This is a genomic window from Nitrospirota bacterium (genome assembly GCA_016219645.1).
Classification (GTDB): Bacteria; Nitrospirota; Nitrospiria; order Nitrospirales; family Nitrospiraceae; genus Palsa-1315.
In genome coordinates this window covers 279,017-295,250 of sequence record JACRLR010000040.1, presented here as the reverse complement: position 1 = coordinate 295,250, position 16,234 = coordinate 279,017, and the positions used below count along the sequence as shown (strand labels likewise).

At 57.6% G+C, this 16,234-nt stretch carries 13 protein-coding genes; 9 read left to right on the top strand and 4 right to left on the bottom strand.

Annotated elements, in window-relative coordinates:
- Positions 1–152 precede the first annotated feature (152 nt).
- The 4 genes from HZB34_14555 to HZB34_14540 all read right to left on the bottom strand — a co-directional run bounded on the left by HZB34_14555 (position 153) and on the right by HZB34_14540 (position 3,450).
- A complete protein-coding gene (locus HZB34_14555; GenBank protein MBI5317183.1) occupies positions 153–1,781 on the bottom strand; it encodes a radical SAM protein in 1,629 nt (542 codons plus the stop codon).
- Positions 1,782–1,859: 78 nt separating this feature from the next.
- Positions 1,860–2,642, bottom strand: a complete 783-nt coding sequence (locus tag HZB34_14550; GenBank protein ID MBI5317182.1) for a class I SAM-dependent methyltransferase — start codon at positions 2,640–2,642, stop codon at positions 1,860–1,862.
- A 188-nt stretch (positions 2,643–2,830) separates the two neighbouring features.
- Positions 2,831–3,205: a PIN domain-containing protein gene (locus HZB34_14545; protein ID MBI5317181.1), complete on the bottom strand. Its 375-nt coding sequence runs from the start codon at positions 3,203–3,205 to the stop codon at positions 2,831–2,833.
- Entirely contained in the window at positions 3,181–3,450 is a 270-nt protein-coding gene (locus HZB34_14540) for a hypothetical protein (protein MBI5317180.1), read from the bottom strand. Before HZB34_14540 ends, HZB34_14545 begins: the two co-directional genes overlap by 25 nt.
- An 87-nt stretch (positions 3,451–3,537) precedes the next feature.
- Between HZB34_14540 and HZB34_14535 the strand changes: the two genes are divergently transcribed.
- From HZB34_14535 to HZB34_14495, 9 genes are all read left to right on the top strand, one after another.
- Positions 3,538–6,159 carry an ATP-binding cassette domain-containing protein gene (locus tag HZB34_14535; protein ID MBI5317179.1) on the top strand — a complete coding sequence of 874 codons (2,622 nt, stop codon included), beginning with the start codon at positions 3,538–3,540 and terminating at the stop codon, positions 6,157–6,159.
- A 234-nt stretch (positions 6,160–6,393) separates the two neighbouring features.
- A complete protein-coding gene (locus tag HZB34_14530; protein MBI5317178.1) occupies positions 6,394–6,702 on the top strand; it encodes a DUF485 domain-containing protein in 309 nt (102 codons plus the stop codon).
- Positions 6,699–8,438, top strand: coding sequence for a cation acetate symporter (locus HZB34_14525; protein MBI5317177.1), 1,740 nt, complete (start codon positions 6,699–6,701; stop codon positions 8,436–8,438). Before HZB34_14530 ends, HZB34_14525 begins: the two co-directional genes overlap by 4 nt.
- Positions 8,439–8,701: 263 nt before the next feature.
- Complete coding sequence (locus tag HZB34_14520; GenBank protein ID MBI5317176.1) at positions 8,702–9,016, top strand: transcriptional regulator; 315 nt, start codon at positions 8,702–8,704, stop codon at positions 9,014–9,016.
- Complete coding sequence (locus HZB34_14515) at positions 9,009–9,284, top strand: helix-turn-helix domain-containing protein (GenBank protein MBI5317175.1); 276 nt, start codon at positions 9,009–9,011, stop codon at positions 9,282–9,284. Before HZB34_14520 ends, HZB34_14515 begins: the two co-directional genes overlap by 8 nt.
- 382 nt (positions 9,285–9,666) lie before the next feature.
- Positions 9,667–9,906: a DMT family protein gene (locus HZB34_14510; protein ID MBI5317174.1), complete on the top strand. Its 240-nt coding sequence runs from the start codon at positions 9,667–9,669 to the stop codon at positions 9,904–9,906.
- Between the two features lie 210 nt (positions 9,907–10,116).
- A complete protein-coding gene (locus tag HZB34_14505; GenBank protein MBI5317173.1) occupies positions 10,117–12,564 on the top strand; it encodes an ATP-binding protein in 2,448 nt (815 codons plus the stop codon).
- A gap of 84 nt (positions 12,565–12,648) precedes the next feature.
- Positions 12,649–15,573, top strand: a complete 2,925-nt coding sequence (locus HZB34_14500) for a PAS domain S-box protein (GenBank protein MBI5317172.1) — start codon at positions 12,649–12,651, stop codon at positions 15,571–15,573.
- Entirely contained in the window at positions 15,557–16,198 is a 642-nt protein-coding gene (locus tag HZB34_14495; GenBank protein MBI5317171.1) for a response regulator transcription factor, read from the top strand. The genes HZB34_14500 and HZB34_14495 overlap by 17 nt, the downstream gene beginning before the upstream one ends.
- The last annotated feature ends 36 nt before the right edge of the window (positions 16,199–16,234 follow it).

Sequence of the window (16,234 nt, the reverse complement as noted above, 5' to 3'; positions counted from 1 at the left end):
GATCTCCTCCAGATGCCCTCCAGGCCAGGGCGAACGAGAGTAATTATCAAAATTTCCAAACGGTTGACGTACTTCCCCAGCGTAAAGAACGCTCATGCTAGCACCGCTCTGAATTCGAAAGCAAGGCGTCAACGAGGGCGCTGGGGCAATATCTAGGATGCCGGGGTTATGACGGACTTTTCGCCCGAATTCTTTTCGGATCGAAATGAGGGTCGGGAGCGGAGGATTTCCTCGAGAGACAGAAGGGCATCGCGTCCGGAGTTCCCTTCAATCCCTTTGATCAAACTCTTGTCAGCATAGGGTCCCGACCCGCTTGAGGATTGAGAGAGGGATCCAGTCCACTTCCGTGGGTCCCTGCTTCCTTCCTTCCGTTCCCAGGCCCTGAGGCAGGCCTTGGCAATGAACGAGTTCAACGGCGCCGGGTTGTAGAGGAGCTTTCTGATGCTCGTGGGAGTCAGCATGAGAGGGTTATAACCGGCCGAAAGATACCCCTCCTCCAACAGCCGTTGTTCCAAGTCGGTATTCGGCTGAATTCCTAAAAAGAACATGAGTGGGAAGACACGCTCCTCACCCAGGATCGAAGCGACCACCTTGTAGGATTCCACGCTTTGGAGCAGTGACTCCTCCGTTTCTTTTGGACTGTTCAACGAGTAATTGAGGATGACCTTTCCTTTGAATCCCGCTTCTGCCAGATAGCGACAGCCATCGTACAGCCGCTCCAGTTTGAATCCCATGTGGAGGTCGTTCAGCACCACTTGCGAGCCGGATGTAATGGCGACCTCAAGGTCACCCACTCCGGACCGGACCATGAGCTTAGCCAACTCCGGGGTGATGAGTGATGTCCTGATATAACCAGACCACTCGATCTCAAGCTTTTCCGCCAGAATCCGTTCTAGGATCTCGATACACTGGGGATAGGCTTCTTTCCCTGTAATAAACTGAGCATCCGTGAACCAGAATCGCCTGGCACCCCATTGATGGTAGTGCTGAGAGATATCCTTGACGACCATTGAAGGTGGTCGATAGCGGACCCTCTTTCCTTCAATGTAGGGGTAGAGACAGAACGCACAGTCGTAGGGACAACCTCGCTTTGACTGAACCCCAATGGATTCACCAAGGTATTCGCGATGTTGCGGGAAGATTGACGTCAAGTATGGCAAATCGACTGTGAGCGCATCGAGTAGGGCCGGCGACCCCTGCTGCCCCTTTCGAATGGTCTTCCCCTCCCGGATAATGTAGCGCTCCTTCTCCAGCGATTGGCCCTCAATGACCTTGAGTATGGCATCTTCGCCTTCCCCGAGAATCCCGATGGTGCCTTCGGGGAGTTTCTCGATCAGCTGATCGGCAAAGGCAGTAAACGCACCCCCTCCGATCATGATCTGAGCTTTGGGGAATTCCTTGGCGATCAACCAGGGGTAGGAGAGGGCCGCCCTAATATGACTGTAGTACCGATAGAGCTGTTGTAGCCCCGCAAACGAAGCCACGACTCGCTTGAGCGGATTGCTGGCAAAGTAGAAATTAAACGCATGTTCCAGCGAGGAATCTCCCTCGTGCGGCGAAAAGATCTGAATGTCGCGCCAGGAGAAACAGACGAGGTCCGGCTTGAACTCGGTGGCCGCATCGCGGACTGCGCTACTCCGTTGGTCGTCGGGAAAGAGAGAGAGATCGAGGATCCGTTGCCGCACATCCGGCTTCCGCCGATGAATAAAATCAGCGAGATAGGTCACACCGATGGGATAGACCTTCTTGCAAGGGAGAAAAATGTAAAGGATGGAGTTCATAACATAATGTGGAATGCGGAATTAGGAATGTGGAATTCTCGGGCGGGCAATAATTTCTCATTCATCATTCCACATCCCTCATTTCGTCGCGATATGGATCGCCACAATCCCGCCGGACAGGTTACGATAGGTAACCTGACGAAAGCCTGCGTCCAACAACATCTGCTTCAATCGTTCCTGGTCCGGGAAGTTCCGAATTGAAGCAGGAAGATATTCATAGACGCCGGTCGTGTCATGCGCCACTTTCGTGCCGATCCATGGAAGAAGCTTGAAGGAGTACCAGTCGTACAGCGCCCGGAGCCACCCGAAGATCGGCCGGGAAAACTCCAGACACACAAAACGTCCCTCCGGTTGCAGAATACGGTGAATATCTGAGAGCGCTTGCCTGAGATCACCGACGTTCCTCATGCAAAACCCCGTGGTCACGGCATGGAAAGTGCTGTTGGGGAATCCCAGATGCTCGGCGTTCGCTTCGAGACAGGTAATCTTCTGCCCCCTACCCCGCTCGGTGATCTTCTTCAGCCCCTCGACGAGCATCGCGTGGTTCAGATCGGAAGCAATCACGCGACCGCCAGCCCCCATGCGCGGTTCGATCAAGAGCGCGAGATCGGCTGTACCGGAACCGACGTCGAGTGCCCGACCTTCTGTCGTAACAGGCACATAGGAGGCGGTAATCTTCTTCCACCGGTAATGTAGCCCAAAGCTCAGGAGTGTGTTGTTCAGATCGTAGACGCTCGCGATCGACGTAAACATCCGCTGAACGGCTTGTTCACGGGCCGAGCCAGTCCAGGTCGAAACGGCGAGCGGAGCCGCTGGAGCGTCAGTCCCCTTCTGAACAGGGGGTGTATCCACATGCACCATGAGAGCGTGGTAGCACCCGGCTTCCGGGTTTGTCAAGGCGGCCTGGTCCCCCTGCTATAATCCCGCCCCTGCTGGATAACTCGATCGTCATCAAAGGGGCGCGAGCGCACAACCTCAAGAACATCGATGTGATGATCCCACGCGGCCGGCTTGTCGTGGCCACTAACTGGAGGAGTTGGGGAAGACGCTCACTCCCCGAATAACGTCAGGCCGGCTATCATCTGAACGTGCCGTTTGTTTCGCGTCATCAGAGGAAGGCGCTTGACGAGGGCGGTGGCAGCGATGAGCGCGTCACCTTTGTCGAGTGAAGGATGTCGGCGGCGAAGATCGGAGTATCGAGCGGCAATGGAATCTGACAGAGGTATGAGCCGGCATCGGGTCAGCTCGACCAAAATAGACTCCCGTTCAGAATCGCGGAGCCCGGGCTTGGTCAGCAGTTCCTTTTTCGTGACGATGGAATAGTAGAGGGTGAATCGGGCGGAATCGAACAGAGCGTGAAACCGGCTTTCGTTGAAATAATCTATGAAGATGTCGGTATCTATGAGGACCGAGACTTTTGCCATGCTTCAATCTCGTCCAGGAATGCATCGTCGGACTGTTTTCGGCCCTGTTTCCGGAGTGCTGCCACATAGTCGGCGCTATCGTCCACATCTGTATGCCCATACGGGTTGAATTTTTCCCTCACGAGAGTTTCAAGTACAGTCACAGGATAGACGCCCCTGCGTTTAGCAGCCTTGACGACCGCGCTTTTCAGCACCGGGTCGAACGAAAGCGTCCATTTCTCTTTTTTTAATGCGGCCCTGGGCATACCGCCCTCCTGTTGAATCGTACGTATAGTAGACGTACGATTCAACAGTGTCAAGGTTTGGGGTTGGATGCTATAATCCCGCCACTGATGCAGAACTCGATCATCATCAAAGGGGCGCGGGAACATAATCTCAAGAATATCGACGTGACGATCCCGCGTGACCGGCTGGTCGTTATTACCGGCTTGAGTGGGTCGGGCAAGTCGTCACTAGCCTTCGACACCATCTATGCCGAGGGGCAACGACGGTATGTCGAATCGCTCTCGGCCTATGCCCGGCAATTCCTCGAACAGATGGGCAAACCAGACGTCGATTCGATCGAAGGGCTCTCGCCCGCCATCTCAATCGAGCAGAAGAGCAGCAGCCACAACCCCCGGTCCACGGTCGGCACCGTCACGGAGATTTACGATTATCTCCGTCTCCTCTTCGCCAGAGTCGGACGCCCCTCCTGCTTTCAGTGCGGCGATGAAATAACAGCACAGACCGTGCAGCAGATGGTCGATGCCATCGGCCTGTTGCCAGAGGGGAGCAAATTCCAACTATTGGCCCCAATTGTCCGCAGCAGGAAGGGAGAGTATCGAAAGGAACTCCTTGACATGCGCCGAGCCGGTTACGTCCGCGCCCGCATCGACGGCAAGATCGTCGATTTAGGCGAGGACATCACCCTCGACAAACAGAAGAAACACACAATCGAAATCATCGTCGATCGGCTGCTGATGAAGACCGGTGATGCATTGGCGCGGCGGTTGGCTGATTCGGTGGAGACCTCGTTGAAGCTTGCGGGCGGGTTGGTCGGAGTACTGACGGAAAACGGAAACCTATCCCTCTATAGTGAAAAGCTTGCCTGCATCCGCTGCGGCGTCAGTTATCCGGAAATCACGCCGCGCGTCTTTTCGTTCAACAGCCCCAATGGAGCATGCCCGGCCTGCGACGGCATCGGATATGCCATGGCAGGGGGGACAGTCCCCCTGTCCGAAGGGGAACTGTCCCCTGAAGAAGACTTTACGTTGCTGGAACCCTGCGAGATTTGTAAGGGCGCGAGGCTCCGGCCTGAGAGCCTGTCCGTCAAGGTGGCGACACAGTCGATCTCGGAGGTCACGCATCTGTCCGTCCGAGCGGCTGCCGACTTCTTCAATCAGCTGAAATTCACCGAACGCGAACTGGTGATTGCCCATCGTATCTTGAAAGAAATTCGCGAGCGGCTCGGTTTTCTCATCAACGTCGGTCTAGATTACCTGACATTAGACCGCGCAGCCGCCACCCTGTCCGGCGGAGAGGGCCAACGGATCAGGCTCGCCACCCAAATTGGTTCCGGCCTCGTCGGTGTCCTCTACATTCTCGACGAACCGTCGATCGGGCTCCATCAACGGGATAATCGTCGCCTGCTCCAAACCCTCCTTCGCCTGCGTGACCTGGGCAATACGGTGGTCGTGGTCGAGCACGATGCAGAAACCATGATGGCGGCGGACCATCTGTTGGATATGGGGCCCGGGGCCGGGACGCATGGGGGTCAGATCATTGCCCAAGGCACACCGACTGATGTCATGGGGAATCTCGACTCGTTGACAGGCCAGTATCTCCGCGGCACACAAATGGTCAGCCTGCCTCGCCGCCAACGATCGGCCAAGGGATTCTTATCGATCGTGGGGGCCACGAAACACAATCTCAAGGGGATGACTGCGAAGATTCCTCTCGGGCTGCTCACCTGTGTGACCGGCGTATCGGGGTCCGGAAAGAGTACGCTGGTCCTTGAAGTGCTGTTCCATTCGCTCACTCAGTTGCTTGGAAAGCAACCATCGGCTGTCAGCAATCGACCTCCTACCCCTCACCCCTCACCCCTCACCCCTCACGAGGAAGGGAGAAAGAGGACGAGCCGGAGGGTGCCAGTGCTGGATGGGTGCAAAGCGCTTCTCGGCGCCGATGCACTGGATAAAGTGATCGACATCGACCAATCCCCGATTGGCAGAACTCCGCGCTCGAATCCGGCAACCTATACAGGCCTGTTCAGTTTTATCCGGGATCTCTATTCGAATCTACCCGAGTCCCGCGTACGGGGATACAAGCCAGGCCGCTACAGTTTCAATGTGAAGGGCGGCCGCTGTGAGGCCTGCCAGGGCGATGGATTGATCAAGATCGAGATGCATTTCCTTCCGGATGTCTACGTGACCTGTGAGGTCTGCAAGGGTCAACGGTACAACCGTGAAACGATGGAGATTCACCATAAGGGGAAGAGCATTGCCGACGTATTGAATATGACGGTGGACGATGCCGTGGAGTTCTTCGAGCATATCCCGTTCATCAAGCGGAAACTCGACACCTTGCATGATGTCGGGTTGCACTATGTGAAACTTGGCCAGTCTGCCACGACACTCTCCGGTGGCGAGGCGCAACGGGTCAAGCTCTCGCGCGAACTGTCGAAACGTCCGACCGGACGCACCATGTACATTTTGGATGAACCGACGACCGGACTTCATTTCGCCGATGTGCAGCGGTTGCTGGATGTGTTGGATCGATTGGTCGAGGCGGGGAATACCGTGCTGGTGATCGAGCACAATCTCGATGTAATCAAGAACGCCGATTGGATCATCGATCTCGGACCGGAGGGTGGCGATCGAGGCGGCGAGATCGTCGCGGAGGGACCGCCAAAGGAGATTGCAAGGTCCAAGCGGTCGTACACGGGACAAGTGTTGAAAGAGGCGGGGGTGAGCTAAACGGATCAGTCTGCCTACTTTGCTCGCGGAACGCGCACGATCAGAATGTGCTCGTTCGACGCGCGCAGTCGAAGGCGGACTGATCCGTTTAGCTTCTAGCCCGCATTATTCATGACGGTTCGTGGCGAAATCGCGCGGGCGCCATACGGAGCCGAGAGACTGACACCCTTCCCCGCGTTCGCGTGTGGTGCCAGTCCCCGTCCGAACCGGGACAGGCACCGTCGAGGAAAGACCATGGATTCTGAGTTGATCACGCGCATTGCGAACAATCCGAACTATCAGGCGCTGAAAGCCAAGCGAACCAGCTTCGGTTGGTGGCTGACCCTGGTGATGATGATCGCCTACTACGGCTTCATTCTGCTGGTGGCGTTCAACAAGAGCTTTCTGTCACAGAGACTTGGCGACGGCGTGATGACCGTGGGCATTCCGATCGGCTTTGGCGTCATTGTATTCACGATCGTGATCACCGCCTACTACGTGAATCGGGCCAACCGCGAGTTCGATGCGTTATCCGACGCCATCGCCAAAGAGTTGCGGAAATGATCGGCTGGCCTGGCAAGTATCCGAACATAGCGCGTTGCGGCCTGACCGTGGCTGCGCTGTGTACTGTTGCTGCGTCGGCATATGCCGCCGGCTCGGATGTCGGCCAGACACAGAAGCAGGCGATCAATTGGACGGCAATCTGCATGTTCGGTGTGTTTGTATTGCTTACACTGTTCATCACGAAATGGGCAGCGGCCCGGACCAAGTCGGCGGCTGTTTTTTATACAGCGGGTGGGGGCATTACGGGTTTCCAGAACGGCCTAGCGATTGCCGGTGACTTCATGTCTGCGGCATCGTTCCTGGGCATTTCGGCAGCGGTGATGGCCAGTGGGTACGACGGCTTGATCTACTCGATCGGCTTTTTGGTCGGCTGGCCGGTGATCACGTTCCTGATGGCCGAGCGCTTGCGCAACCTCGGCAAGTTCACCTTCGCCGATGTCGCCGCCTTCCGGTTCAAGCAGGTGCCGATCCGCATCTTCGCGGCCTCCGGCACGCTGGTGGTGGTGTCTTTCTACCTGATCGCGCAAATGGTCGGCGCCGGCCAGTTGATCAAGCTCCTGTTCGGCCTCGAATACTGGATGGCGGTTGTCATCGTCGGCGGGCTGATGATGGTCTACGTGTTATTCGGCGGCATGACGGCAACCACCTGGGTGCAGATCATCAAGGCCTGCATGCTGCTGGGCGGCGCAACTTTCATGGCCTTCATGGTGCTGCTGAATTTCGGCTTCAGCCTGGAGGCGCTGTTTGCCAATGCGGTCGGGGTCAAAGCCGGCCTGGCCACAGCCGCGGGCCAGACGTCGGCGGAAGCGGCGGCGGTTGGTCAGTCGATCATGGGACCAGGCAACTTCGTCAAGGACCCGATCTCGGCGATCTCCTTCGGCATGGCGCTGATGTTCGGTACGGCCGGCCTGCCGCACATCCTGATGCGCTTTTTCACGGTGCCGAACGCCAAGGAAGCGCGCAAGTCGGTGATGTGGGCAACCGGATGGATCGGCTATTTCTACCTGCTGACCTTTATCATCGGTTTCGGCGCGATCACCTTCGTGCTGACCAACCCGGAGTTCCTCGATGCCACAGGTGCGCTCAAGGGCGGCAGCAACATGGCGGCGGTGCATCTGGCCAACGCGGTGAGTGGTAATGTGTTTCTCGGCTTCATCTCGGCCGTGGCATTCGCAACCATCCTGGCGGTCGTTGCCGGTCTCACGCTATCCGGTGCGTCAGCCGTGTCGCACGACCTGTACGCGACGGCTATCAAAGGCGGCAAGGCCGACGGCGCGTCCGAGTTGCGGGTGTCGCGCATGACCACGGTGGCGCTGGGAATCCTGGCGGTGTTCCTGGGGATCCTGTTTGAGAAGCAGAACATTGCGTTCATGGTGTCCCTGGCCTTCGCGATCGCGGCATCGGCCAACTTCCCGGTGTTATTCATGTTGGTCTTGTGGAAAGATTGCACGACCCGCGGCGCTGTCATCGGCGGTTTTCTCGGGCTGATTTCATCGCTGCTGCTCACGATCCTGTCCCCGTCGGTGTGGGAAGCCACCCTGGGCTATCCAAAAGGCAGCGCGTTGTTCCCCTACACCTCGCCGGCGCTGTTCTCGATGACGATCGGTGTCGTGGGCATCTGGTTGTGCTCGATCCTTGACCGAAGCAGCCAGGCCGCAAAGGACCGCGGCGGCTTTCTGGCCCAGCAAGTACGCTCGGAGACCGGCATCGGCGCCTCGACCGCCTCCGGGCACTGAGCCAGCCTCCTGGGTAGGGGACTGGCTCCCTGAGCCTGTTGAAGGGTGCCTGTCCCCATCAAGACCGTGGTGTGGGTCCTGTCGTCGATCATTGCTCGTCCTCGCACCCCGCCCGTTGTGGGGCCCCGCTGCCGGCGAGCAATCGATCAACGCCACCCACACAGTCCCTCCCCAACAATCATTTCAATCAGCCGACCGATAGCCTTTCATTTAGCCAATCCTCTGCGGTAGACAGGGATACGTCTCTGACGTATAATTGTGCCGTGCTTACCATTGTCGAGACACCACTCTTCACGAAGCTTGTCACGCAGTACTTGTCAGACGAAGAGTATGCGAAGTTGCAAGCGACTCTTCGAGATGATCCAGAGGCGGGCGATGTGATTCCGGGATCAGGGGGAGTCCGGAAGCTCAGGTGGGCGATGTCAGGTCGTGGCAAGCGGGGAGGACTTCGCGTCATCTACTACCTGCGTCTTAAGCAAGGCCTGATTTGGATGCTGACGCTGTATCCTAAGAACGTAGCTGAAACGATTCCCAGCCACATCCTCCGCAAGATTCGAAAGGAGATCGAAGATGAGTAACAGGCGTTCCCGTGACATTGGGACGGAGATCCTGGAAGGTATCCGTCAGCTCAAGCGAGGAAAGGTCGGTCGCATCATCAATTGCCCCCCTGTGGCTGAGACTCGGGCTCGGGTGGGTCTCTCCCAGGCCGACTTTGCAAGATTACTCGGAGTGTCCGTTCGCACTCTGCAGGAATGGGAGCAGGATCGACGCGTCCCATCTGGACCTGCCCGGATGCTGTTGGCCATCGCGCATAAAAATCCTCGTGCCCTATTAGAGGCGGTGTAGACGGCGCGCGGGTGGCGACGGCGTATGCGGGGCAGGTGTTGAGGGAAGCGGGGCTGTAGGGGGATTGGCTCCCTGAGCCTGTCGAAGGGTGCCTGTCCCCGTCAAGACCGTGGTGTGGGTCCTGGCGTCGATCATTGCTCGTCCTCGCACCCCGCCCGGTGTGGGGCCCCGCTGCGGGCGAGCAATCGATCGACGCCACCCACTCCATCCCCCCCCGGTGAAAAAGGAAGAGAGAAGTAGTGGTTGACGGCGCTTGGCCCTTAGCCGTGTTTAGGGCAGACTACACGCACCAGCAACCCGGTGGGATTTGTATAGCTCATGATGAAGTCAGCACCGTACCAGGAAATAATCTCCATTATCGGTTCGCAATACTTCATGCCGATTGCAAAGCTCGTTGACCAGGGGGATTGCCTTCATCGAGTATTGTTTCCAAGTACCGGCAAACCGCATCGGACACTACCAGTTTACCGCTGCGCAATTGAAAACCATCCAGGAAGTGATTACCCTTGTCGTGTTTTGTGTCTTTTCGGTGGTCTATCTGAAGGAAGAACTGAAATGGAATTATATCGCCGGCTTTGCCATGATGATCGGCGCCGTGTTTGTCATCTTTAAGGAATGGTGAATGGGGAGGGAGTAGCCTGCCTGTTCTTCACTGCGCGCATCGAACGAGCACCTTCCGAGCGTGCGCGTTCTGCGAGCAAGAAGAATGGGCAGGCTGCTCCCTTGCAAGAATGGGAACAAGGAAAGGACGCACAGCATGGCAACGAAGATGAAAGACCCGGCTAAATCGAAGGAGTCGGCAAGAACCGCTGCTCCGTCAGCGGGCACGGGGATGGCTGAAGATTTCGAAAAACTCGGCGTTTTCTACCTCGGACGCCCATACGATCTGGCTACCAAGCAATCCAAGCCGGGCTGGCTTCTCTACGATTCGAAGGATTTGGTCACCCATGCGGTCTGCGTCGGCATGACCGGCAGCGGGAAGACTGGTCTATGCCTCTCACTTCTCGAGGAGGCGGCAATCGATAACATTCCCGCCATCATTATCGATCCCAAGGGCGACCTCGGAAACTTAATGCTCACCTTTCCGAGCCTGAAGGGCGAGGACTTTCAACCCTGGATCAATGAGGACGATGCTCGCAAGAAGGGATTGTCGCCAAGCGATTATGCGACGTCGCAGGCTGAACTGTGGGCCAAGGGATTAGGAAGCTGGCAGCAGGACGGCGCGCGGATTCAGCGGTTGCGTGACGCAGCCGAGGTCGCCATTTATACGCCGGGCAGCAATGCAGGTTTGCCCGTTTCCATCTTGAAATCGTTTGCCGCGCCGGCCGTCGATGTTCGCGAGGACGGTGAGCTGTTCCGTGAGCGCATCAGCACCACGGTGACCAGCCTGCTCGGCCTGCTCGGCATTGACGCAGATCCGATTCAAAGCCGCGAGCATATCCTGCTCTCGACGATTCTCAATCACACGTGGATGAAAGAGCAAGATCTCGACCTCGCGGCGCTCATTCACGCGATCCAGTCGCCGCCAGTTTCCAAGATCGGTGTCATGGATGTGGACTCGTTCTTCCCATCGAAAGACCGGTTTGCATTGGCGATGAGATTAAACAATCTGCTTGCGGCGCCCGGATTCCAGTCTTGGCTTGAAGGCGAAGCGTTGGACATCCAACAACTGCTCTATACCTCAGCCGGGAAACCTCGCCTGGCGATCTTTTCAATCGCGCATCTGAACGATGCCGAACGTATGTTCTTCGTGACATTGCTGTTGAGCCAGATGGTCGGCTGGATGAGGGCACAATCAGGGACGACAAGCCTGCGGGCCCTCCTCTACATGGACGAGATTTTTGGCTACTTCCCTCCGGTCGCCAACCCGCCGTCCAAGTTGCCGCTCATGACACTCCTCAAACAGGCCCGTGCCTTTGGACTCGGTGTCGTACTGGCCACACAGAATCCGGTCGATCTTGATTATAAAGGGCTCTCCAATACCGGCACCTGGTTCATCGGTCGACTGCAAACGGAACGCGACAAGGCGCGGGTGCTCGAAGGGTTGGAAGGAGCCTCGTCCAGTGCCGGAAAGAGGTTCGACAGGGGTCGGATGGAACAGACTCTGGCGGGCCTTGGCGCCAGAATTTTCTTGATGAACAACGTGCATGAAGACGAGCCGATCGTGTTCGAAACCCGCTGGTGCCTGTCCTATCTTCGCGGACCCCTTACGAGAACGCAGATCAAAATGCTCATGGATCCAGTGAGACGTGAAACGTCAGGCGTGAAACGTGAAGCGTCAGGAGTAATATCTTCGGCTCCTACCGCCTCACACCTCACGCCTCACGCCTCACGTCCGATATTGCCCCCCGACGTCCCGCAGCACTTTGTGCCTCTTCGAAGTTCCAAGGCTGACGGCAGCGAGTTGGTCTATTTGCCGCTGCTGTTGGGATCCGCTCAGGTCCGATTCTCTGATACGAAGAGTGGCATCGATACGATGCAGGACGTAACGGCGCTCGCGCCCCTGACCGACGGTGCGGTGGCCGTTGATTGGGACCACGCAATCGTTTCGGATCTCGCCGTGGCAGATCTCGAGCAGGCTCCTGAGAGCAGCGCCCGGTTTGTTCCGCTTCCCGCCGCCGCCGGTAAGGCTAAGAGTTATACCGATTGGCATAAGGAGTTCGGCGGCTGGCTCTTTCGCACACAAAAAGTGGAGTTACTGAAGAGCCCGAGTACGAAAGAGGTTTCCAAGCCAGGAGAACCGGAACGGGACTTCCGTGTGAGGCTCCAACAATCCGGCCGTGAGCAGCGGGACAAGGGAGCGGAGTCGCTCCGCCAGAAGTATGCGACGAAGATTGCGACGCTCCAAGACAGGATCAGGCGGGCCGAGCAGATGAAGAAAAGACAACAGAATGAATCGCGCTCCAGCCAAGTGCAGGCGGCCATTTCAGTCGGCGCGTCGATCCTCGGCGCCTTTCTGGGACGGAAGACCATCAGCGCCGTCAATATCGGTCGGGCTACTACCGCAGTTCGTAGCGCGGGGCGAGTCATGAAGGAATCGAAGGATGTCGGCCAGGCCGAAGAGAACGTCGCAGCGCTTCAGCAGCAGCTGGCGGACCTCGAAGCCCAGTTCAAATCTGAAAGCGAGGCGTTGGCGGCAGCCACCGACCCTTTGAACGAACGGCTCGACTCGATCGCCATCAAGCCGACCAAAGCCAACATTGCCGTCAAACTCGTTGCCCTCGCCTGGACGCCACACTGGCGGGATTCAAGCGGAGCGACCAGTCCTGCCTGGTTATAGGTTGGGGGATCTCTATGTATCCCTCCTAGATTAGGCAGCCTCCATCGGGTATAGTACCGACATTCTACTGGGGTGGTAGCCAAAATGACTGCTCCTCTTCCTCCTTCGCTTCGTGAAGCCGAACGACTCTCCGCACTCTATCAGTATGAGGTCCTCGACACTCCCCCCGAAAAGGCACTGGACGACCTCGTTCAGCTGGCCTCCTACATTTGTCATACCCCGATTGCGGTAATCAGCCTCGTTGATTCAAATCGCCAATGGTTTAAATCGAAAATCGGCCTGACTGCGACGGAAACCAGCCGATACATCGCTTTTTGCGCCCATACGATCCTCAGCCCGGATGTCCTGATCGTGCCGGATGCGATGGCAGACGAGCGGTTTGCAACCAATCCGCTGGTGACCGGTGATCCTCATATCCGGTTTTACTGTGGCGCCCCACTGGTCACCTCGGAGGGATATAGGATCGGCACGCTCAGCGTCATCGACCATGTGCCGCGTACCCTGACCAAGGAGCAACAAGAAGCGCTGCAGGTGCTCAGCCGGCAGGTCATCGAGCATCTGATACTGAACCGGAGCCTAAAGGAATTGTCGCACACCCACAGCAATCTCAGCCACGCGCATGAGACACTCCGGCAAAGCGAGGAAAAGTTTAGAAAGTTGAGCGAGTCCTCCCCTTCCGCGATTTTCATTTACCGGAGCGACCAGATTCTCTATGCGAACGCAGCCGCGGCCCTCATCTCCGGCTATTCGGTCGAGGAATTGCTCGCGATGGATATGTGGAAGATGGTGCACCCCGATTTTCTGCCCCTCTTGAAGGCCCGTGCGCTGGCCACACAGGGAGGCGCAACGACGCCAGCCCGTTATGAATTTAAAATCATCCAGAAGGACGGCCAAGAGCGCTGGCTGGACTTCACCGCGACGACCATCGACTACGGTGACCAGCCGGCCCGTTTAGCCACCGGCTACGACATCACCGAGCGAAAACGAAGTGAGGAGTCGCTGAGAATCCAGAGCCGCACGCTCGAATTAATAGCCGTTGGCGCTCCGCTCCACGACACTCTCGATACGCTGGTCCGTTCCATCGAAACACAGTCGGACGGCATGCTCGCCTCTATCCTGTTGCTCGATGCCGATGGCGTCCATATGCGGTGCGGCGCGGCGCCGAGCTTACCGGAAAATTTCACACGGGCCATTGACGGTCAACCCATTGGCCCATGCGCCGGCTCGTGTGGCACAGCGTTATTCCGGCGTGAGGCGGTCATTGTCGAAGATATCGCCATCGATCCGCTGTGGGAGAATTACCGTGACCTTGCATTGTCATACGGCCTGCGCGCCTGCTGGTCCACACCCATTTTCAACACGCAACGGCGCTTACTCGGCACCTTCGCCCTCTACTTCCGTACGCCCGGACGGCCCGCTACGCGCCAATTAGGAGTGGTTGAAATGGCCACCCATACCGCTGCGATCGCGATCGAACGCGAACAGGCGGTTGAGGCGCTGCTTGAACGAGAAACACACTTGCGGCTCTTCATTGAACACAGCCCGGTTGCGTTGGCCATGTTCGATCGCGACATGCGGTATCTGACCGTCAGCCGGCGCTGGATGACCGATTATAAACTGGGCGATGGGCCACTCACCGGACGGAGCCATTACGAGGTCTTCCCGGATGTCCCTCAACGCTGGAAGGACATTCACCGACGGTGTTTGGCTGGCGCGACCGAGAGGTGCGAGGAGGATATCTTTGTCCGTGACGATGGTCGTACGAACTGGCTCCGGTGGGCAATCATCCCCTGGCGAACAGCCCGAGGCGACATCGGCGGTATTGTGATTTTCACGGAAGACATCACCGAGCGCAAGCAGGCCGAAGAAGGCGCTGCTCGCTGGAAGGAGGTCTTCGAACGGGCCCAGTTCGGATTGGCTTACGGGGGTATTGAAGATGGCACGTTTCTGGCTGTGAATGATGCCTTCGCCCGGGAGCGGGGGTACCGTGTCGACGAATTGATCGGCCAACCTATTCTCTCCATCTATGCCCCCGACGTGCACGATGCGATGAAGGCGCGCTTCCCGGAAATAGACCGCTGCGGACATCTCGTCTTCGAATCCGTCCACCGGCGGAAAGACGGGACGACCTTCCCAGTGCTGATGGAAGTCACAGTTATCAAGGATTCGCGGGGTAATCCCATCTCCCGCGTGGCCTATGCTCTGGACATTACGGACCGGAATCGAACCTACGAGGCGTTACAAGAAGCCTATCGCCGCCTTCAGGCCTTAAGCCGGGAGGTACAGATTGCGCAGGAACAGGAGCGCAGACGGCTTTCACGGGAGCTGCACGATGAGTTTGGGCAGCTGCTGAGCGTACTCAAGTTCGATCTCGACGACATCGCCGGTTCGCTTCTGAAGATTCGCAGCCCGATGGCGAGCAGGGTCCGCAAGAAAGCGCAGACGGCCACGAGCACCGTGGATCGCCTGTTCTCATCGCTGAGGGGAATGGTCGCGGCCTTGCGGCCGGCGGTACTGGAGGAGTTGGGACTCTTCACCGCCATACAGGCTCTCGCGAACGAGGCGCAGGAACGATCTGGGCTCCGGTGTCGGATCGTGGCTGATACCGAGGATTTTGGGACATCGTTGGGACCTGAAATCCAGGGCACTCTCTATCGCATCGCACAGGAATTGTTGACGAACATCGTTCGCCACGCCAAAGCGACGACCGCCACGATCACGCTCGGTTGTTCTGACGGATGGGCCTCTCTGGAGGCGCAAGACGACGGACAGGGCATGAAGTTCGGTTCGCGGCCGCTCAAGCACCGGTTCGGGCTCCGAGGGATCCAGGAGCGGGCCGAGCTGCTTGGAGGAACCTTTGAGATCCGATCGGAAAGGGGCCAGGGGACCACTGTAACCGTCCGTATCCCCGTCGCGCCTGTCTTGCAGGAAAACGGTTCCTTGCGATCCCCTCGGCTCCCTATGCCGGTCGAAAGAAAGAAGCGGCTGAGACATGGGACACAAGTGTAAATGTTTGATCGTCGACGATCACCCGATTTTCCGCAAAGGAATTCGGAACCTGCTTAGCCAAGAAGCGGCCTGCACGGCCATCGTCGAAGCGGACTGCGCGGCCACGGCGCTGGCTGCCATCCGACGGGAACCCTGGGATCTACTCATTCTCGATGTGGCACTTCCGGATAAACACGGTCTAGAGGTGTTGAAAGAAGTCAAGCTCTTGCGCCCAAAGCTGCCGGTGTTGATGCTCAGCTTGTATCCTGAGCGGGAGTTTGCGCTGCGCGCTTTCAAGGCCGGGGCTTCAGCATACCTCACCAAGGACGGGCCTCCATCCGAACTGCTGTCGGCAGTCAAAGAAGTGGTCGCCGGCCGGCGATATATCACCGGCTCGCTGGCCGACCAGCTTATGGACTTTCTCGACAGCGGACAGCCTGCTACACCTCATGCCATCCTCTCCGATCGGGAAATGGAAGTCTTGCGGCTCCTCGGCCAGGGCAAGCGGCCATCGCAGATTGCCGACGAAATGGCGCTAAGCGTCAAGACGATCAGCACCTATCGCGCCAGGCTGCTGGAGAAACTTGGCTTACAATCCACGGCCCAACTAGTGCGCTACGCCATCGAACATCGCCTCACAACCTAGCTCGACAAGATTACGTGCCAATTCGTCACCTGTCCG

Coding starts and splice junctions, on each gene's coding strand:
- HZB34_14555 (MBI5317183.1), bottom strand. CDS start 1,781: ATGAACTCCATCCTTTACATTTTTCTCCCTTGCAAGAAGGTCTATCCC.
- HZB34_14550 (MBI5317182.1), bottom strand. CDS start 2,642: ATGGTGCATGTGGATACACCCCCTGTTCAGAAGGGGACTGACGCTCCA.
- HZB34_14545 (MBI5317181.1), bottom strand. CDS start 3,205: ATGGCAAAAGTCTCGGTCCTCATAGATACCGACATCTTCATAGATTAT.
- HZB34_14540 (MBI5317180.1), bottom strand. CDS start 3,450: ATGCCCAGGGCCGCATTAAAAAAAGAGAAATGGACGCTTTCGTTCGAC.
- HZB34_14535 (MBI5317179.1), top strand. CDS start 3,538: ATGCAGAACTCGATCATCATCAAAGGGGCGCGGGAACATAATCTCAAG.
- HZB34_14530 (MBI5317178.1), top strand. CDS start 6,394: ATGGATTCTGAGTTGATCACGCGCATTGCGAACAATCCGAACTATCAG.
- HZB34_14525 (MBI5317177.1), top strand. CDS start 6,699: ATGATCGGCTGGCCTGGCAAGTATCCGAACATAGCGCGTTGCGGCCTG.
- HZB34_14515 (MBI5317175.1), top strand. CDS start 9,009: ATGAGTAACAGGCGTTCCCGTGACATTGGGACGGAGATCCTGGAAGGT.
- HZB34_14505 (MBI5317173.1), top strand. CDS start 10,117: ATGGCTGAAGATTTCGAAAAACTCGGCGTTTTCTACCTCGGACGCCCA.
- HZB34_14500 (MBI5317172.1), top strand. CDS start 12,649: ATGACTGCTCCTCTTCCTCCTTCGCTTCGTGAAGCCGAACGACTCTCC.
- HZB34_14495 (MBI5317171.1), top strand. CDS start 15,557: ATGGGACACAAGTGTAAATGTTTGATCGTCGACGATCACCCGATTTTC.